Annotated in this window: 15 protein-coding genes; 10 read left to right on the top strand and 5 right to left on the bottom strand. The window is 41.4% G+C overall.

What is annotated here, in order from left to right; translation table 11 throughout:
- The first annotated feature begins 403 nt into the window (after positions 1–403).
- Positions 404–1141: an SDR family oxidoreductase gene (locus FC093_RS12665; RefSeq protein WP_137262160.1), complete on the top strand. Its 738-nt coding sequence runs from the start codon at positions 404–406 to the stop codon at positions 1139–1141.
- A gap of 65 nt (positions 1142–1206) precedes the next feature.
- Here the strand turns inward: FC093_RS12665 and alaS are convergent, their stop codons facing one another.
- Entirely contained in the window at positions 1207–3831 is a 2625-nt protein-coding gene (alaS, locus tag FC093_RS12660) for an alanine--tRNA ligase (RefSeq protein WP_137262159.1), read from the bottom strand.
- Between the two features lie 227 nt (positions 3832–4058).
- Here alaS and FC093_RS12655 point away from each other — a divergent pair, with 227 nt between their 5' ends.
- The 3 genes from FC093_RS12655 (at position 4059) to FC093_RS12645 (ending at position 8131) form a co-directional block, all read left to right on the top strand.
- The gene (locus FC093_RS12655; protein WP_137262158.1) at positions 4059–5030 is read left to right on the top strand and encodes a M23 family metallopeptidase; all 972 of its coding nucleotides are present in this window, start codon (positions 4059–4061) and stop codon (positions 5028–5030) included.
- A gap of 472 nt (positions 5031–5502) precedes the next feature.
- Positions 5503–7521: an alpha-ketoacid dehydrogenase subunit alpha/beta gene (locus FC093_RS12650; protein WP_137262157.1), complete on the top strand. Its 2019-nt coding sequence runs from the start codon at positions 5503–5505 to the stop codon at positions 7519–7521.
- A gap of 148 nt (positions 7522–7669) precedes the next feature.
- Positions 7670–8131, top strand: coding sequence for a GNAT family N-acetyltransferase (locus FC093_RS12645; RefSeq protein ID WP_137262156.1), 462 nt, complete (start codon positions 7670–7672; stop codon positions 8129–8131).
- 174 nt (positions 8132–8305) lie between these two features.
- Here the strand turns inward: FC093_RS12645 and FC093_RS12640 are convergent, their stop codons facing one another.
- A complete protein-coding gene (locus FC093_RS12640) occupies positions 8306–8635 on the bottom strand; it encodes a DUF2249 domain-containing protein (RefSeq protein WP_137262155.1) in 330 nt (109 codons plus the stop codon).
- A gap of 4 nt (positions 8636–8639) precedes the next feature.
- Positions 8640–10028 carry a hypothetical protein gene (locus FC093_RS12635; RefSeq protein WP_137262154.1) on the bottom strand — a complete coding sequence of 463 codons (1389 nt, stop codon included), beginning with the start codon at positions 10026–10028 and terminating at the stop codon, positions 8640–8642.
- A 229-nt stretch (positions 10029–10257) separates the two neighbouring features.
- Here FC093_RS12635 and FC093_RS12630 point away from each other — a divergent pair, with 229 nt between their 5' ends.
- On the top strand, positions 10258–11397 hold the full coding sequence (locus FC093_RS12630; protein WP_137262153.1) for a glycosyltransferase: 1140 nt from the start codon (positions 10258–10260) through the stop codon (positions 11395–11397).
- A gap of 173 nt (positions 11398–11570) precedes the next feature.
- On the opposite strand, the gene FC093_RS12625 is transcribed toward FC093_RS12630, so the two are convergent.
- Both FC093_RS12625 and FC093_RS12620 read right to left on the bottom strand, forming a co-directional pair.
- A complete protein-coding gene (locus tag FC093_RS12625; protein WP_137262152.1) occupies positions 11571–13688 on the bottom strand; it encodes a PspC domain-containing protein in 2118 nt (705 codons plus the stop codon).
- Positions 13689–13709: 21 nt separating this feature from the next.
- On the bottom strand, positions 13710–14060 hold the full coding sequence (locus FC093_RS12620; RefSeq protein WP_137262151.1) for a PadR family transcriptional regulator: 351 nt from the start codon (positions 14058–14060) through the stop codon (positions 13710–13712).
- Between the two features lie 278 nt (positions 14061–14338).
- Between FC093_RS12620 and FC093_RS12615 the strand changes: the two genes are divergently transcribed.
- The 5 genes from FC093_RS12615 to FC093_RS12595 all read left to right on the top strand — a co-directional run bounded on the left by FC093_RS12615 (position 14339) and on the right by FC093_RS12595 (position 20509).
- A complete protein-coding gene (locus tag FC093_RS12615) occupies positions 14339–15751 on the top strand; it encodes a glucoamylase family protein (protein WP_137262150.1) in 1413 nt (470 codons plus the stop codon).
- A gap of 246 nt (positions 15752–15997) precedes the next feature.
- Entirely contained in the window at positions 15998–17209 is a 1212-nt protein-coding gene (locus FC093_RS12610) for an HD domain-containing protein (protein ID WP_137262149.1), read from the top strand.
- A gap of 35 nt (positions 17210–17244) precedes the next feature.
- The gene (gene lpxD / locus FC093_RS12605; RefSeq protein WP_137262148.1) at positions 17245–18297 is read left to right on the top strand and encodes a UDP-3-O-(3-hydroxymyristoyl)glucosamine N-acyltransferase; all 1053 of its coding nucleotides are present in this window, start codon (positions 17245–17247) and stop codon (positions 18295–18297) included.
- 222 nt (positions 18298–18519) lie between these two features.
- Positions 18520–19485, top strand: coding sequence for a TerC/Alx family metal homeostasis membrane protein (locus FC093_RS12600; protein WP_137262147.1), 966 nt, complete (start codon positions 18520–18522; stop codon positions 19483–19485).
- Positions 19486–19603: 118 nt separating this feature from the next.
- Positions 19604–20509: a diacylglycerol/lipid kinase family protein gene (locus tag FC093_RS12595; RefSeq protein WP_137262146.1), complete on the top strand. Its 906-nt coding sequence runs from the start codon at positions 19604–19606 to the stop codon at positions 20507–20509.
- The last annotated feature ends 141 nt before the right edge of the window (positions 20510–20650 follow it).

Below are 20650 nucleotides of genomic sequence, written 5' to 3'. Positions count from 1 at the left end.
CGCAAAAATTGCAGTTTGACGAATAAAAGCCAGCTTTCAACAAAGGTAGTTTCTCTACTGCCCGGTGTGCCCAACCGAACTTAATGCTACTGGTGGATGATACACCTACCATTAAAAAATGTTGTCCAATTACCTATCTTAATTTCTAACTTTTTTCCTACGTTCTTCGGGGTACGCTGCGCTAACACCTGAAGAATGGATTAAACTTCCATATTAAAAAGAGATTTCAAAATTGCAGTAAGCCAAAGCTACCGGCAGGAAGGTGAAGTAAAGCAATCTGTGCCTGGCACATAATCACTATTGATAGCCTATTTATCTTTCTGTAACCCTCAGATTGCTTAAAAGATATTACTTGCTGGCAGCTTTTTTGAAGCATTAACCTGCACAATAAAAGATACAACCTATGAATCTTACCGGCAACACCATTTTGATCACCGGCGGCACTTCAGGCATCGGATTGGCATTGGCCAAGCAACTCAATATGCTAAACAATAAAGTGATTATTTGTGGCAGGAGAGCAGAGCGACTGGAGGAAATAAGGAGAGTGAACGCGGGCATTGTTACTAAGGTATGTGATATAGCCGATGCACAGCAACGTGTAGATTTAACAGAATGGATTTTTCAAAATTATCCCGAAATAAATATACTCATTAATAATGCCGGTGTACAGTTGCACACCGACTTTTTGCGCACCGGCGATCTTGCCAACATACGAAAAGAAACAGAAATCAATTTTATTGCGCCTATTCATTTTATCCAATTATTTACGAGTTATTTATCACGCAAAGAAAGTGCAGCTATCATCAATATTTCATCGGGGCTTGCCTTTGTACCGCTGGCTGTTGCTGCTGTGTATAGTGCCACCAAAGCCGCTATTCATTCGCTTACTTTATCGTTGCGGTATCAGTTGAGAAACACCACGATAAAGGTATTTGAAATAGTACCACCTAGTGTAGATACAGAATTAGGATATGAGCATAGAGAAGATAAAACCAGCACACATGGCGGTATGGATGTAAATGAATTTGCAAGCCAGGTGATTGATGCTTTGCAAAATGATATATATGAAGCTGCTATTGGTACAACAGCCAACCTGCGGGCAAAACCACAGGAGATGTTTGATGTGCTTAACAGATGGTAAATAAAAAGCTCCGAACTGCTAAAAGGTTCGGAGCTTTTTATAAAGTGAGTATTATAAAATAAAATTTATAATAAGCCTTTTACTCTATCAATCACCTGTTGAAAGTTACTGCTGTCTTGTCCGCCAGCGGTAGCCAGCGTTTTTTGTCCGCCACCGCCACCCTTTATCAACGGAGCAATTTGTTCTTTAATAATTTTATTCGCATCTAATCCTTTGCTAAGTAAGCTTTCATCCAAAGCAACTGCAACCGATGCCTTGCTGTTGATACTGGCGCAAAGCACTATTGCACCGTTTGCTTTTTTAGATAGATCGTTAGCTAATTTCTTCAACACATCGGCACTGCTTACCTCTACTGTTCCGCCAATAAAGGTAATGTCGCTAATGGTAGTTGCTTTTTGCAGTAACTCACCTTCCAGGTTGTTCGATAGTTTTGCTTCCAGCGATTCTAATTTTTTCTTTAGTTCACTTTGTTCAGCCAATAAACTTTCAATGCTCTTGCTTAATTGCTTTGGATTTCTGAGTGCAGCTTTTGCAATGTTTAACTCAGCTAATTGTTCATCTACAAAATCCTCTGCGGCTTTACCGGTCACAGCTTCTATGCGGCGTACACCAGCAGCTACTGCGGTTTCATGTTTTATTTTAAAAAAGCCTAACTCGCCGGTGGCACCTACATGCGTACCACCACACAGTTCAATTGAATAACTTGGATCGATTGTTACTACCCGCACCACATCGCCGTATTTCTCACCAAATAAAGCCATAGCACCGGTTTGCATAGCCTCTTCTCTATTCATGTATTTGATGATAACCGGAATATTTTCCCTTATTTTTTCATTTACAATAGCTTCTATTTGCGTAATTTCCTCATCGGTTACTTTGGCAAAATGCGAGAAGTCGAAACGCAGATATTCATTATTTACCAATGAACCTTTTTGTGCTACGTGCGTACCTAATACTTTGCGCAAAGCCGCATGTAATAAATGCGTAGCACTGTGGTGTACCGCAATATCTTGCCTTCGCCCTCTTGGAACAATAGCGGTTACTTCACCACCAATAACAGCAGGAAGTTTTTCCGTAAATTGGATGATTAAATTGTTCTCTTTCTTTGTATCAATAACATCAATTTCTTCATTGCCAAATATCAATTTTCCTTTATCACCAACCTGTCCGCCGCTTTCAGCATAGAAAGGTGTTTTTTGTAATACAATTTGATAAAGGTCTTTACCTTTTATTTTTACTTTTCGATACTGATTTACTCTTGTATTTACTTCTAAGCTATCATATCCAACAAATTCATTTAAAGAATTATCATGTAATAAAACCCAATCTTCTGTATCGATAGCTGTTGCTGCACGTGAACGGTTTTTTTGTTGTTGCAAGGCTTCTTCATAGCCTTGCATATCTACTTCCCAACCTATTTCTTTAGCCATTAATTGAGTAAGGTCTATCGGAAAGCCATAAGTGTCATTTAATATAAAAGCAGAAATACCTCCAATTCTTTTTGTAGGCTCAACCATAAAATGTTTCGGATCAACAATATCATTAAACTTAGCAATTCCTTTCTCCAGCGTTCTTAAAAACGCATCTTCCTCCTCCTTCACTACTTTGCTTACAAAATCCGCCTGCTGTTGCAACTCTGGAAACACCTGCTCAAACTGCTTTGCAATTACAGGTACTAATTGAAACAACAATGGTTGCTTATAATCTAAATAAGAATAATAATAGCGAACTGCACGGCGTAAGATTCTTCGTATCACATAGCCGGCGCCGGTATTAGAAGGTAACTGCCCGTCTGCAATAGTAAAAGCAATGGCGCGGATATGATCGGCCAACACTCTAAAAGCAATGGCCTGCTTGCTATCGCTGCCATCATACTGCTTGCCGGTTATCTTTTCTATTTCCTTTATTGTTCCGCTAAATACATCGGTATCGTAGTTGCTTTGTTTGCCCTGTATCACGCGCACCAGGCGCTCAAAGCCCATTCCCGTATCTACATTTTTAGAGGGCAACAGCTCCAGCGAACCATCTTTCATACGGTTAAACTGGATGAATACATTATTCCAAATCTCAATCACCTGCGGATTGTCGGCATTCACTAAAGTAGCACCATTTACCCTTTTTCGCTCTTCATCGCTGCGGCTATCAAAATGTATTTCGCTCGAAGGTCCACAGGGACCGGTATCGCCCATCTCCCAAAAATTATCCTTTTTATTGCCCAATAAAATCCGCTCTTCCGGCACATACTTTTTCCATTCGTTAAAGGCTTCTTCGTCTTTTTTCAGGCCTTCTTTTGCATCCCCTTCAAAAATAGTTACATACAAGCGGTCCTTATCCAGTTGATACACTTCTGTCAATAATTCCCAGCTCCACGCAATAGCTTCTTTTTTAAAATAATCGCCAAAGCTCCAGTTGCCCAACATTTCAAACATGGTGTGGTGGTAGGTATCTACGCCTACTTCTTCCAGGTCGTTGTGCTTGCCGCTTACACGCAGGCATTTTTGCGTATCTGCAATGCATTTATGTTCGGGTGTTTTGTTGCCTAAAAAATAATCTTTAAACTGGTTCATGCCCGCGTTGGTAAATAAAAGTGTCGGGTCATTTTTTACCACAATTGGCGCCGAAGGCACAATCGTGTGACCTTTGCTTTTAAAAAAATTAAGAAATGCTTGTCGTATTTCGGAAGAAGTCATAGAAAATATATCTTTTAAAATGCCGTTATCTTTGAATGATTTGAAAACGGCCGGCAAAGGTAGGAATTAGGGGTGAGGAATACGTATAGATAACAGGTGCCGGGTGACAGATGGCAGCTTAATAAATATGTTTTAGCATATACAAAAGGTAAGTATCGTGTTTCTTTAACGGTCGTCTAACAACTATCGTCTGTCAACTGCGCTTAGTTTGCAGCTTCTCAAAAACTATGAAAAAAATCAAATATTTCTATAATACGCATACACTACGCTACGAAAAGCTGGTAACGCCGTTGCGGGTAAAACTGCTGCGCGTGTTTGCTTTTCTGGCAACGGTAGTAGTATCAGCGGCTATTATTGTGGCTATTGCTTTTAAATATATACAATCTCCAAAGGAAAAGTTACTTCAACAGCAAAATGAAGACATGCGCGAAGATTATGCAGTGCTTAGCCAGCAATTACAACAATTACAGCAACAAATGGCAGAACTGGAAAACCGCGATAACAATGTATATCGCGCCATCTTTGAGGCACAGCCGATACCTGATAGTGCACGCCTGAAAGCCATAGAAAAAACCAAAGAAGTAAAACTGGTGCAAAGCATGAGCGAAGATGCGCTGGTAAAAAGCATTACCGGACAGGTAAATACGTTGGCAAAACGCATTGCCTACCAGCAAAAGAGCTATGATGATATTAGCGACATGGTGAAAAACAAGGAGCAGTTGCTGGCTGCCATTCCTGCCATACAGCCGGTAAGCAATAAAAATTTAACGCGTATTGCCTCAGGCTTTGGCTATCGTATAGATCCGGTGTATAAAGTAACCAAATTACATGCGGGGCTTGACTTTGCCGCACCTGTGGGCACGCCTATTTATGCTACTGCCAACGGCACTGTAAAGGAAGCGAGCTTTAACGAAGGGGGATATGGCAACCACGTGGTTATCAATCACGGCTATGGTTACGAAACGTTGTATGGACACATGGTGCGCATCAAAGTGCGGGCAGGAAAAAAAGTAAAGCGCGGCGAAGTGATTGGCTGGGTGGGCAGCACCGGCAAAAGCACTGGCCCGCACTGCCACTACGAAGTGCATAAATACGGTACCCCCGTTGATCCGGTGTATTTCTTTTATAACGATTTAACACCGGAACAATACGACCGTTTGTTGAAGCTGGCATCGGCGAGCAACCAGAGCTTTGATTAGCCCTCATTCCCTGTATCCTTCTCCACAGTGGGGAAGGGAACATACTTACAATAACTTCAAAGTATTTGGTAGCAGTTGAAAACATTTGCGGTGTTTTGTTTTTTATGGAACAGGCTATAGTGCTGTTATTGGCTGTTGGCGTGTCACTCACTGCAACACCTGTGCGCACCTTGTCATTGCGAGCGACAGCGAAGCAATCTGTTAATAGTTTAAACCAATATTTATGACTTATTGAGCGCTTTATCAAAAAGCATATAAGTTCAACCCATTGCAGGCTTATTTTAATTTTGCTACTGTCCACAGATTGCTTCGCTGACGCTCGCAATGACGAAAAATACAGACATTATTCAGTTTAAATACGGTAATCTGATTGCATTAGCTTAGTGCATAGTTCAGACTTACGAATTACACAAGCATTCTCCAACCCACTCAACTTTTCTTACTTTAGCCCCTACAATTCACAAGGCTACCCATGCAGTTCAACAGGAAAAACTTTACTAACGATCAGCTTATTGCTATTTATAAACTACTGTTATTACCCCGGCTAATAGAAGAAAAGATGCTGGTGCTGCTGCGGCAGGGTAAGATCAGCAAATGGTTTAGCGGCATTGGCCAGGAAGCAATTGCCGTAGGCTGCACCTATGCCATGCAGCCGGACGAGTGGATTATGCCACTGCATCGGAATTTGGGTGTTTTTACTACCCGCAATATGCCATTGCGCAAGCTGTTTATGCAATGGCAGGGCAACAAAGAAGGCTATAGCAAAGGGCGCGAAAGGAGCTTTCATTTTGGTATTAAAGATTACTATATCTGCGGCATGATTTCGCACCTGGGTCCACAACTCGCAGTAGCCGATGGCGCGGCTTTAGCTTATAAATTAAGAAATCAAAATAAAGCATCACTCGCATTTACCGGCGATGGTGGCACGAGCGAAGGCGATTTTCACGAAGCCCTGAATGTGGCTGCTGTGTGGAACCTGCCGGTCATTTTTTTAATAGAAAACAACTACTATGGCTTAAGCACCCCGGTAACGGAACAATACCGTTGCGAGCATCTGGTGGATAAAGCCAAAGGCTATGGAATACAGGGCATTCGCATAGATGGCAATAATATATTGGAAGTGATAGAAGCCATTACCAATGTGCGTAAAAATTGTATTGCACAGCAAAAGCCTTATTTGGTAGAATGTGCCACCTTTCGTATGCGTGGGCACGAAGAAGCCAGCGGCACTAAATATGTACCACAGGAAATGCTGGATGAATGGAGCAAAAAAGACCCGATAAAAAGCTATGAAAACTTTTTGCTGAAAGAGGGCATATTAAAAGAGAAAGAGGTATTGATAACACGTGCCGACATCAAGCAATACATAGAAGATGAATTACAGCAAGCCATGAATGCGCCCCAAATTATACCCAGCACCAGCGAAGAATTAGCTGATGTATATGCACCTTATACACAAGGTAACTGGCAAACGGATGTAATATTGATTGGTAATGCTTCATCCGGCACCGTTGTCAATGAGTTATTTGCTGAAAAGCGGTTTATTGATGCGATTAAAGAAGGCTTACGGCAAAGTATGCAGCAGCATCCCAATTTGATTTTGATGGGGCAGGATATTGCAGAATACGGCGGCGCTTTTAAAATAACCGAAGGTTTTGTATATGAGTTTGGCAAAGACCGCGTGCGCAATACACCGCTGTGCGAAAGTGCCATAGTTGGCACTGCTTTAGGCTTAAGTCTGGAAGATTTTAAAAGTGTGATGGAGATGCAGTTTGCCGATTTTGTAACGGCAGGCTTTACGCAAATTGTAAATAACCTTGCCAAAATACATTACCGCTGGGGGCAATATGCTGATGTGGTAATTCGTATGCCAACGGGTGCGAGCGTGGGTGCAGGTCCTTTTCATAGTCAAAGCAACGAAGCCTGGTTTGTGCATACACCCGGTTTAAAAGTGGTGTATCCATCCACACCGATGGATGCCAAGGGATTATTGATTGCAGCTATTAACGATCCCAATCCGGTTCTGTTTTTTGAGCATAAAGGCTTGTATCGGAGCATTAGCGGTGAAGTACCTGTGGAATATTACGAAGTAGAAATTGGTAAAGCCCGGCATGTGCAGGAAGGTAGCGACATTAGCATCATTACCTATGGTTTGGGTGTGCATTGGGCACTGGAATATGCCCAACAGCATACCGATATTTCTTTTGACATTCTTGACTTGCGCACCTTATTACCTTTAGATTACGAAGCTATACAAACATCGGTAAAACGCACCGGCAAAGTGCTGGTGCTGCACGAAGACACACTTACCGGTGGTATTGGTGGCGAAGTGGCGGCTTGGATTGCAGAACATTGTTTTCAACTATTAGATGCGCCGGTATTGCGTTGTGCTTCGTTGGATACACCAGTGCCGTTTAACATCAAACTGGAAAAGAACTTTTTAGCCAGCGCAAGACTGGACGGAAAAGTGCAGCAGTTGATGGCGTATTAATAAGGAAAGCGCAAGATACAAGAAGCAGGAGCTAAAACACAAGAATCAAGATGTAAGGAATAAGGTTAAAAGCCAGGCTGTAAAAAGCAAATTCAACCATCCATTTTCGTGTCTCATGCCTTTGTGGAAAATAATTTTAAACACATTTATGCAAATACAACGAGTAGATAACAGTACGCTTTATTTAGTAGCAGCATTATTTGATCAATACAGAGTCTTCTATCATCAGCCATCCGACATTCAATTGGCGAGGCAATTTTTACAACAACGATTATCCGGTAATGAATCTGTGATTTTTGTGGCATTGGATAATCAAAACGGCAAAACGATTTCGGCCGGCTTTACGCAATTATATCCGTTGTATTCATCGGTGCGTACACAAAAGAATTGGATATTGAACGACTTGTATGTAGAAGTTATGTACAGAAAACAAGGTGTTGGCAGAAAGTTAATTGAAGCTGCTCTGCAGTTTGCTAAAGAAGCAGGCGCCACATTTATTCAGTTGGAAACCATGCAGCATAATATTACTGCGCAACGTTTATACGAAGCAATGGGTTTTGAACAATACAATCCTTTTGAGGATGAACTGGTGTATAAAATAAAGGTTTAAGGTTGAGATAAAATAGATCTTAAATAATAAGTTATAATTGCACTTTGTTTACATTACTGCACATAGTATATACTCCAAGGTTGGCGCCTATTACGTGGTATAAGCTTTATTATTTAGCAGGCTCTGATTGTAGGAGCCGATCGACGCGTTTATCTCTTTTTGCAGGTGTTGCATTTATCCATACAACTCTTTTTTTGAAAGCTCATTTTGCTGTTGCGAAACTCTCAAAAATTTTCTGATTAAAATTTTCCAGCGCAGCGGTCCATCCTCTATATATTCCCAGGTAAAAGTTTCACCTTTCTTAGCTACCAACTGGTAATAAAGCGGTTTAAGGTCGTCATCATTCAGTATATAAAAACCATCCTCCGGCTGTAGTGCATTGAAGCAACGGAATATAGTTGGGTGCTTAAATTTTGGTTCTAAATGTGTGACATTTAATTCAAGAAAAGAGGGATATCCGGGTTCCTTTATCTGCTTCTTCTGTTCTATCTCCTGTACTTGCATATAACTATATATTTAGTTTTAAAGATTTGATATAAAAAGAAGGGCACGCCTGTTTTTTGCAGGCTGCAGCAAACAACACGATTGCACCCATTACCAGTATCAATGTATTGTAAAAGAGCAGTTTACTTACCGCCGGTAAATACAAAACATACATGGCTGCAAGTCCTTGCGCTGCCAATAAGATTTCATTAATAGTAATGCCTACTGCAAAAGTGACAAGTCCGGTTAGGCTAATGCGATTATCGTGTGGAACAATGTTTTTATCTGCCAGTATCCCCAGTAAATACATACTTACAAAAGATAGAAAAACAAGATGCAGGTAGCCAATGATAATGGGACGGAGCCCTAAAGCTAATTGCCCTACATGCGGATGTAGTATAAAAAAAGGTAATATTACTTTTAAGATATAGGCTGCAACAGCCAACGTATATAGCCACCTGCAAATAGCTGGCAGTTTTGTAAATGCATTACGTCCGTTTTTGTAAAGCAGCAGCACAAAAAAATACAACGAGATAGCCTGCAGTATGGCAGTAATTGCCATAACAACTGTGACTGTTTCAGGCCGATGCTGCCACAGCATGGTATAAAAGTAAGATGGGACACAGGTAACTGCAAGCAACAGAAAGAATGCACGCTCAGTTCTGAAATTAAATGCAGGACTTTGCTCCAGTTTCTTTATCAGAAAAGCCAGTGTTGCAAACGTAAACCAGCCGCTGTACTGAAAATGCAGAAAGAAAAGCAAGGCATTTTGAGACCAATAAACATTGCTAACATGGAGCGCCATAATGATGGCAAGCGCATAAGGCCCCAGCGAAGAAAGCAGCATAAAAAATAAAGCTGCTTTTACAAATTTTATACTCTCGTTTTTGCTGCTGGCAGCCGGAAGTGTTTTAAATATTTTATAAGCAAATACATAAGACAACCACAAGCCAGCGGTAGAAAGTGCAATGGAAATAGCGCCATATCCTTCCCACGCAAAAGAGAAAATCATGGCATGATTTACCACTGTAGAAACGAGGAAAAACCGGTTCCAGAATCGTGTGGACTTTTTATAATCGTGAGTAAATTCATCGACAATCAACACTTGCAGCAGGAACCCTATCCAGCCGTTAAAAGCGAAATGAGAATGAGCATGCAATATATTTTTCTGCTCCAACACAGGAAACGGAAAATTCATTTTATAGCGCATCAACAAGCCCAGCAAAGCCAGTACAACAAGGTTGAACAACGCTACCTGGTACCACTTTTTCATAAGGGGCAAAGAGACAACATACGATGATAACCTTTTATGATTTGAATCACTTACTATCAACTTTTCTGCTATGTTATCCATCCGCCGTACCTCATGATGTAGCATGGGCAAGTTCGTGTCTATCGTTTCTGCAATTTTCATATCCATTATGCAGTTTGCATGTCATCTGTCTTATTACGATAGGTGCAAACGTAGGGCTGCCCCTCCGGTAATAACCTGAGCAAAAATGAAAGGGGACATGATTGTAATCAGGGATTAAACAATTTGCATCTTATTTATTCTACAGTTAAAGCCGTGTGCTATATCTTGTGCCTTGTACTTGCCTTCTTGTATCTTACCACTTGATTCTTACTCCTTTTATCTTTGCTGCTTGCCACAACATTTACATATCATTTGCCTCAATGTACCTTATCCGGTAGATTTTGGTGCGATGTACGATTTGTTTTACAAATTGCCTGCATTGCAGCAGGCGGGTATTGCTGTGCATTTACACTGTTTTACTTACAATCGCAGCCCGCAAAAGGAATTAGAGAAGTATTGTGCATCGGTGCATTATTACCCACGTAAAACGGGTATTAGCGGCATTAGTTTTACACTGCCATATATTGTTGCAAGCAGAAGAAGTGCAGACTTGTTTCAAACTCTGTTAAAAGATGATTATCCTATTTTAATAGAAGGCGTGCATTGCACGTATCCATTACTGGATAAGCGTTTTAGTAATCGCAAACTGTTTGTACGGTTGCACAATGTAGAGTACCGCTATTACTATCATTTATATAAAAACACTACCTCTCTTTTTAAGAGATTATACTATTTGGCAGAAAGCTTTTTGCTAAAAAACTATGAACGCCGCATTGCTAATAAAGCATCTGCTTTTTGGACAGTTTCTTATAAAGATGCGAATGTGTACAGGGGAATTTTTAATTGTAAAAATGCGGGCTATCTGCCTTTGTTTTTACCGCCATGGCAAGTAGCCGGAAAATTAGGCACAGGCACATATTGCATCTATCACGGCAATCTGGAGGTGGAAGAAAATGAACAGGCTGCTACCTGGCTGATAAAAAAAGTATTTATCAATTTGGATATACCTTTAATTGTTGCCGGAAAAAATCCAACACAATGTTTAGTACAAGCGGCTGCACGCACTAAAAACGTTCAAATTATTGCCAATCCTTCTTCTGCCGGGATGGACAATTTGATTATGGATGCACACATACAAGTATTACCATCTTTCAATACAACCGGCATTAAAATAAAACTCTTAAATGCTTTGTATAATGGCAGGCATTGTATAGTAAACAATGCAGCAATAGAAGACACCGGCTTGGAAGGGCTTTGTCACATTGCAAACACCGCCAGCGATATGCAGCAGTTAGTTAAAGCATTATTTACACAACCATTTACACAGGCAGAACTGGATAAAAGAAAAGCAGTGCTGTATAACCATTTCAATAATGCGGCAAGCGCACAACAAATCAGGAGGCAGATTTGGGGTGACTTTTTGAATTGAGGGAATTGAAGAAAATAATGTTGATAATGGATTCCCTTGCGCCTTAGCGCCTCCGCGGTTTCCCTTCATTCTTTGTACAACTTCGTGGCTTAGTGTCTTTGTGGCTCCCCAAAACAAAGAACCCCGCCTTCACCAGAAAGCAGGATTCCTTTTTGCCGAGACTATAACCAAATTTATATAGAAAACCGGGATAACAGGATATTAGGTATGGTCATATTGTTTTCCAGTATTACCGCGGTTTTTGCGGGTGTTGCCGGCGTGGATGGAATAGTGTCCCTATTTTTCCTTAGTACACTATCCAGTTGCTGCAACTCGCGGCGCTTTTGCTCACGCTGCTCTTCCAGTTGCTGGCGCTGCCTGTCAAAATCCTGTAGGTCCGGTTGAATAGTATCATTATTATTTTCTTCATTATCATTATCTACTTTGCCATCCACTCTTTTCAGCCCGTCGTTGGTCATCAGGTATTCTACATTAAACTCCCAGGGATAGCCATAGTCGGCATCGTTGTTCCAGCGCCAGTCGTCTGCATCGTTGTGCCAGCCAAAGTGCAGCCTGCCTTCCCATCCGCCCACATTGTTATCTATTTTTATTCTTTTACCCACCGGCACGGCTATGCTGAGGATTACAGACTGGTTTCTGAACTTTTCGTCTTGAGAGATGCCAATGCCTCTCGGTACCCAAAGGGTAGAGTCTTGCTGAGTAACGGGATAATTAATGCGGCTGGCCAATTCATTTGCTTTTTCCCTTGAAACACCATTGCTGTTCTTAGCCATTTGTATTGCAAAGCTGTCGTTGTTTGCTTTTATTATTTGCACCGATACATTATTGATGTACATGGTGTCTTCATCTATTCTTGCAAATGGTTCCAGCTTTAACCATTCAAAACGGTTGTACAGCACATTGGGTCTGGCAGCTTTTACTTCCAGCTTATCTACTGTTGGGTTGCTGAGCGGTACAGTTTGAATGTTATGATTATTCTCGTAATAAAAATCATTGGCAACAGAAGTGATTAAACCAATCACACATATTAAACCGAGTATCCATAAGGATAAGAAAGCAGTGCGGATAACACCTGAATTGTTGTGTACCCTGGCTATGCGGCGGATAATACTGGTAATGATAGCAATCACCGGCACCCAAATGAATAACAGCGAGCCCCAGGCAAAGATGGTTTGCCAGCCATCGTGCAAAATATAGCCCTTCAAAGGCAGGAGGCCAAATACTGCCACACCCAAACCAAACAAGGCACTTACAATGGCAAATAAGATAGCACCAATAATAAAGTAAACGAAGATCTTAATTAACAGTGCAAGTGCATTGCCCAAACCTCGTCCACTGCGACGGGCTGTTTTGCCTACTTCGCCGCCAAAGCGCTTGCCGGTTTGTTGAGCAAAGTCAGCTGCTTCTTTACCAAACTTAGAGACACGCTCCCCCACGCCTTTCATTTCTTCGCTAATGTTATTTTTAATGGAATTAATATCTACTTTTTCGCCCTTCATTTCCAGCCGTTCGCTGGTCGTTTTTGCCTCGGGCAATACCAGCCACAGGATAATATAAATAATAGTGGAAGCGGGGCTAAAAGAAAAGCTCAGGAAATTGGGGAAGTCAAAAGCGCCCCAGTGATTCCATCTAAAGAAGAAAGAAAAGAACGGAATGAGGAAAAGCACTCTCGGGATCCATGCATTTACCCCAAAATAATAGCCCAAACCACTGCACACGCCAGCGATGATTTTATTATCCGGGTCGCGCAGCAAACGCTTTTTAGCAGCGCCCAACACTGTAGAAGCTGTACTCGGCACAGCTACCCACAATACTAAATACACAATAAAGCCAAAGCCAAAACCGAAAGCAAATATGATAAAGAGGATGCGTACGATCAGCGGATCTATACCAAAATAATGGCCAATACCACTGCACACACCGGCTATTACCTTGTCGTTTTCGGAACGGTATAAGCGTTCACCTTTGGTGTAGGTGTAGTTGCTGCGTCCGCTTTCTTCATACACCTTGCTTTTTACTTTTTCTTCTTCGCCGTCAAAGTCTTCGGGGCGGCCAATGCTGGCTATAATAGCTTCCACATCGGCATCGGTAATGCAGGTGTTGCCTTTTTTGAGTGTTTCGCCCATCAGCTCGGCTATACGGCTTTCTATATCATTTATAATTTCGTCACGACCTTCTTCATCCCTGAAGTAGCGGCGCAAACTGTCCACATATTGTTGTAATAGGTCGTAGGCGGTTTCTTCTATCGGTATCACTCTCCCCTGAAAGTTGATGTTGATTACCTTTTTCATTTATAAAATATGTTTAAGTGGTTATAGTTGATGGTTTTCTTCTCCGTTTTGCTGCGTCAGCGTATGTACGGCATCTGCCAGCTCCTTCCAGGTGCGTTCCAGTTCGGCATAAAAGGAAAGCCCCTCGTCGGTCATAATAAAATATTTGCGGGGCGGGCCGCTTATGCTTTCTACCCAGCGATAGGTGAGATAGCCTGCATTTTTTAGCCTTGTAAGCAGCGGGTACAGCGTACCTTCCAGAATTTGCAGGTTGGCGGTTTTCATTTTTTCCACTATATCACTCGGGTACACTTCACCTTGTTTTATAATTGATAAAATGCAAAACTCCAGCACTCCCTTGCGCATCTGGCTTTGTGTGTTTTGTATATCCATTGTTGAGGAGTTTATTGGTTAATGACAACACAAAGATATAGTATAAAGCAGCTACTATGCAACACATAGTAGCTGCTTTTTTAAGGTAATTTGCTTAGGAAAGAAATATACAAAACTATGTCTATTGATAATCAGTAGGTTATAAAATCATAAGGATTTTCAAAAAGGATAAACGGTAAAATAAGTTGATGAAGTAAATCTATTTATTTGGCAGTTTTGTACCACTACTCTGCTTTAGCCAGTGATATCCCATAATTTTAGGCCTTGATTGATGCTATATGAAATACAATCTGATACTTGTTTTTGCTGCCTGCGTATTATATCATAGCGTTTCAGCACAAAAAAGAGAAGCCGCTACTTATCCCGATTCTATTCCCGTTGCCGGTATTATCAACAATTTGTCCGACTCGGCACTGCTTGATGTGGTGCAGCGGCAAACCTTCCGGTATTTCTGGCATTATGCGCACCCGGTAAGCGGACTCGCCAGGGAAAGAGACAATACAGTACGGGGAGAATATTATTGGGATTTCATTAACGAAGCTTATGACGAGCCTAACCTGAGTACCCACACTTACGGACCCGAAGCTTGTGCTATTGGCGGAACGGGTTTTGGCATTATGGCCACCATTGTAGCCGTTAACCGGGGCTGGATTGGAAGAGATACGGCAGTAAAGCGCCTGAAAAAAATGGTAGAATTTCTCTTGCATGCCGATAGCTATCATGGCATCTTTCCGCACTTCATGAATGGGACTACCGGCAAAACCATCCCTTTTGGCAGGCTGGATGATGGGGCTGATATTGTTGAAACCTCTTACCTGCTGATGGGGTTTTTATGCGCCCGCGAATATTTTAATGCAAATACAGAACTGGAAAAATACCTCCGCAACCGGATTAACCAATTGTGGCAAACTGCCAACTGGAACTGGCATACCGCTAACAGTAATGCTATGCTTTACTGGCACTGGAGCCCCTGGAACGACTTTGACATGAATTTTCCTATACGCGGCTGGAACGAATGCCTCATAACTTATATTATGTCTGCCTCTTCGCCTGTACATCCTATTGCTCCGGAGGTTTATTTTAATGGCTTTGTCAATAGTACTTCCTATATTAATGACAAGACTTACTATGGTATAAAGCTTCCATTAGGGTTCGAATATGGCGGTCCGCTTTTCTTTGCCCACTATACATTTCAGGGAATAGACCCGCACGGATTAAAAGACTGGCATACCGACTATTGGGAGCAGAATACGAATCATACCCTCATTAACCGGGCATACTGTATAGATAATCCTAAAAAATATAAGGGTTATGGCGAAAACTGCTGGGGCTTAACGGCAGGCGACAGCTATAAAGGTTATGTAGCACACTGCCCGCAGGAAGATCTTGGCGTTATTCAGCCTACTGCGGCCTTGTCTTCTTTCCCATACACACCGGAGTATAGTATGCAGGCACTCCGGCATTTTTATTACGATTTGGGCGATAAGATATGGGGCGAATACGGCTTTGCCGATGGCTTTAGCGAAACACATAACTGGTATGCCAAAACACACCTGGCAATTGATGAGGGACCTATTGTGGTAATGATAGAAAACTACCGTACTGGCCTGCTTTGGAAGCTGTTTATGAGTATCCCGGATGTACAAAATGGCTTAAAGCGATTAGGGTTTAAAAGTCCGTATATAAAATAAGTAAGCATCCGATCTTTAAGCTAATTGTTATGTTAAATATGACCCTTTATCAGGAAGCCAGCCCTTCTTCCGTAGGGCCGTTTGCTTATAGATATGCTTTATATAAATTTATATTCACTACTTATTTTTATCTGCTACTCATTACGTATGTGAAAAACAGGCTGTCTTAAACAATACTTATATAACCGCCTTTTCCTTATTTTTTATAACCGCCTTTTCCTTATTTTTGATGTTTCACTTTCATTCATGCAGCAGCCCCAGCGCAAAATCATCAACGATCCTGTATATGGCTTTATCACCATCAGCAGGCAGCTTATCTTCGATATTATTGCGCATCCTTATTATCAGCGGTTGCGGCGCATACAGCAAATGGCGCTTGCCAACTATGTGTATCCCGGTGCGGTGCATACGCGTTTTCATCATTCCATTGGCGCTTACCACCTTATGTGCCAGGCAATTACCGAGCTGTGCAATAAAGGCATAGAAATTACCGAAGAAGAGAGCGAAGCAGCAAAAGCTGCCATCCTGCTGCACGATATTGGGCATGGCCCTTACTCGCACGCGCTTGAAAATGTACTTGTTCCATCTGCCGGTCACGAAGCAATTGGCTTGCAGATTATGCACAAGATGAATGAGGATCTGGATGGGCGGCTCTCCCTCGCCATTGACATTTTTACCAACCGATACCACAAAACCTTTCTCCACAGCCTCATCAGCGGGCAGTTGGATATGGATAGAATGGATTACCTTACGCGTGATTCTTTTTATACCGGCGTAAGCGAAGGCGTAATTGGCTACGACCGCATTTTAAAAATGCTCATCGTGCACAATGGCGAGCTGATGATTGAAGAAAAAGCCATTTACAGTGCCGAAAAATTTTTAATTGCCCGCCGCCAGATGTACTGGCAGGTGTATTTGCACAAAGCGGTACTTGCCGCCGAAAAAATGCTGAAAAAAACAGTGCAGCGGGTAAAAGATATCTGGCAGCCGGATGATACCTTGCTCCAAACGGGCTCATCTTTAGACCTTTTTTTGGCTTCAGACGGACATACGCCACCCGACTTTATTGATGCTTTTTGCAGTATTGATGATACGGATGTAATGTTTGCCATTAAACGCTGGAGCCGCCATTCCGACGAGGTATTATCTATTTTAAGCAATGGATTGCTCAACCGCCGGCTGCTAAAGTGCACGCTGCAAAATATACCGGTGGATAGCGGATTGGTGATTGCAGCCCGCCGGTTAGCGGCTAAGCGGCTGTGCATCAGCGAAGAAGCAGCAGCTTATCTGGTATTCTCGGGCAACGCAGAAAATACGACCTACAAAATAGGCAATGAACACATTGATATTTTATTTAAAGACGGCAACGTAAGAGAAATTTCACAAGTTGATAACCCGTTAATTCATCCAACCCTATCTATGCCTGTCAAAAAATTCTACTTTTGCCAACTAAGATAACGGTTGTTAGTCTAATAACAATTTTAAACTACTATATGCAGTTCAGCGCAGCGCAAATAGCTATGATGATTGGCGGTGAGGTAGAAGGCGATGCCAACCTCGCAGTAAGCTCGTTTGGGAAAATTGAAGAAGCACAGAAAGGGCAACTTGCTTTTTTGGCTAATCCTAAATACGAAGAGTTTATTTATACTACCAAGGCGTCAATTATTATTATCAATAAAAGCTTCGAGCTAAAGCAGCCGGTTGCTGCAGCCCTTATCCGTGTGCCCGATGCGTATTCTGCTTTTGCAGCCCTGCTACGCAAGTACCAGGAAATAATGACACAGCAGCTTACCGGCATTCAACAACCTTCGTATATTTCGCAGTCTGCGCTGCTGGGCGAAACGGTGTATGTAGGCGCTTTTACTTATATTGGCGAAAATGTGCAGATAGGTAATAATGTAAAATTGTTTCCAGGCGTATTTCTCGGCAACAATGTGCGCATTAGCGATAATACAGTTTTATATGCCGGTGTAAAAATTTACAACGATTGTGTGGTTGGTAAAAATGTAACCATCCATGCGGGCGCGGTAATTGGCGCCGACGGTTTTGGTTTTGCGCCGCAGGCAAACGGTACATACAAAAAAATACCGCAGATTGGCAACGTGGTAATAGAAGACTTTGTAGAAATTGGCTGTAATACTTGTATAGACCGCGCAACGATAGGCTCCACTATTATTCATACAGGAGCCAAGCTGGACAATTTGATACAGATAGCGCATAATGTAGAGATTGGCTGTAATACGGTAATTGCAGCGCAGGCCGGCATTAGCGGCAGCACCAAAGTAGGTAATAATGTAGTAGTAGGTGGGCAAGCGGGTATTGTAGGCCACCTGCACATTGCCGATGGCAGCAAAATAAATGCGCAGAGCGGCGTTACCAAATCTATCAAAATACCAAATGTTGCGGTTACCGGTTCTCCGGCATTCGATTATACTTCTGCTTTGCGCAGCCAGGCGGTAATGCGCAACCTGCCGGATTTAGAAAAACGTATTGCGGAATTGGAAAAACAAGTACAGCAATTAACGGGTGCACAGGTAAATGCATAATATTTGCTTATAAACCCCCGTACAGCACGATTTGCTTTTGCCATTGGGTAAAAGCAAGATTCTTATAGAGCAGGCATTAATGCTGTTATGGGGTTGAAGTTGCATCTGTTTCCAACAGATGGCGGCTGTTCCCTGCCGGGCGGCAGGATTATTTACCAATAAAAATGAAAATGTAAGTCATCTTACTTTCATTTTCACCTTTCCTTTTACTTATATTATACGATGGACAGAACAGAAATTATTTATCTTGTTTTTGGTATTGCTTTATTGTTGGCACTGGTTTTTGATTTAGGCATTATCAGCAAAAAAAATACAACTATTACAGTAAGAAAGGCGCTGCTGCAAACCATATTTTGGGTAGGTTTATCTTTAGCGTTCTGGGCTTTTATATGGATAGAAAAAGATGCAGTTGTAGCTACTAAATACATCAGTGCGTACCTGATGGAATGGAGCCTGAGCATAGATAATGTATTTGTATTCATTCTCATTTTTTCATTTTTTAAAATACATGAACAGGATATTGCCCGCGCTTTGCTGATAGGTGTTTTACTGGCTATTTTCCTGCGCATTATTTTTATTGCTGTAGGCATTGGCATTATTAATCAGTTTCATTGGGTGCTATATATTTTTGGCGTATTTCTTTTATATACCGGCATTAAGCTTTTCTTTCAAAAGCATGATGAAGAATATAAGCCACAGGAATCAGGGCTTTATAAATTAATGACGAAAGTCTTTAGAGTAACGCATGTTTATTACCCCGGCAAATACATTATTAAAACAAACGGAAAAGCATTTTTTACTACTTTGTCGCTTGTGGTGTTGATGCTTGCCGGTACCGATATTTTATTTGCTTTAGACAGCATACCCACGGTTGTATCCCTGGTACGCGAGCGGGCTGACGTGCCTTTTCAGCCGGATGATATTATGGTCATTTATTCCAGCAATATATTTGCAGTTTTAGGTTTACGAAGTTTGTTTTTTATGTTGCGCGGCGCTGCTAATGAGTTTAAATACTTGCAGCAGGGCATTGCTGCGGTACTGGTATTTATTGGTGTAAAAATGCTGATAGAATCCTACGTGCACATTTCTATTTACATATCGCTCGCAGTTATTGTAGTTTGTATTGCAACTTCTATTGTATATTCTAAAATAAAGAGAACACAAAAGCAGCATAAGAAAAAATTTTAACAAGCTTGTTATAGCATGATTATACAACAATTATAATACTTTAACAGCAGCCAAATTATTTATATTACAGGCTGGCACTGTTTTTAAACTTAGCCATGCCACAAGCAGAAGAGGAAGTATGAACCCAAGAAAAATTATGTACCTCGTCAATCCTATTTCGGGTACAGGCAAAAAAGAGTTATTAGTTAATAATATAAAAAAACAAACTGCTGCACGGGGCATTGCTTACGAGGTAGCATATACAACAGCCAGTGGAAACTATACTTTGCATAAGGAAAAAATTGTAGAAGAACATTTTACAGATGTAGTAATTATTGGCGGCGATGGTACGGTTAACCAGGTGGTTAATAATTTTCGTGATATTCCCGATTTGCAATTTGGCATTATTCCCTTAGGCAGTGGAAACGGGCTGGCGTATGCTGCCGGCATTTCCAAAAAACCCATGCAGGCGCTCCATCTTATTTTTGATGGCACTGCTAAATATACCGATGCGTTTACTATTAACAACTATTTTTCGTGTATGCTCAGCGGCATTGGCTTTGACGCAAAAGTAGCGCATGATTTTGCTGCCAGTGCCAGCCGTGGTTTGTTTACTTACACGCAGCAAAGTCTCATCAATTTTTTTAAAGCGCAGCCTTACCAGTTTGAAGTAATAATAGACGGCTTTTCTTTTTTTACCGATGCTTATTTTATCTCTATTGCCAACAGCAACCAGTTTGGTAACAATGTAACCATAGCACCACAAGCCAGCCTCAACGATGGCTTGCTGGATATTGTGATAGTGCAAAAAATGCACAAGGCACGCCTGCCTTTTGCTGTGCTGCAGCAAATACGCGGTAACAATAAGTTGCAACAGATGGTAGAAGATATGTCAAAAAAAAATATTTTATACTTCCAATCACCTTGCATTACCATCCGCAATCTTAAACATGCTCCTTTTCATATAGATGGTGAGCCAACAGAAACAAGTGAAGAATTTAAAGCTTCTATTATAAAAGATTGCTTTAAACTCATTCAACCATAGAGGACTGTTAATTGAATATTGTTAATCTTCAATTATGCAATGTTAATACAGGCATGTATTAGAATACAGTAAGAAAACACCTGATAATGTTTTCTTTTTGCAGGCAGTCAGAAGTGCAATTATGAAATATTTAGCGTGTAA

Origin of the sequence: Ilyomonas limi, from assembly GCF_005233845.1 — a bacterium.
GTDB classification, from domain to species: Bacteria; Bacteroidota; Bacteroidia; order Chitinophagales; family Chitinophagaceae; genus Ilyomonas; species Ilyomonas limi.
The sequence above is the reverse complement of the archived record's forward strand: the minus strand, read 5'-3'. Positions and strand labels throughout refer to the sequence as shown.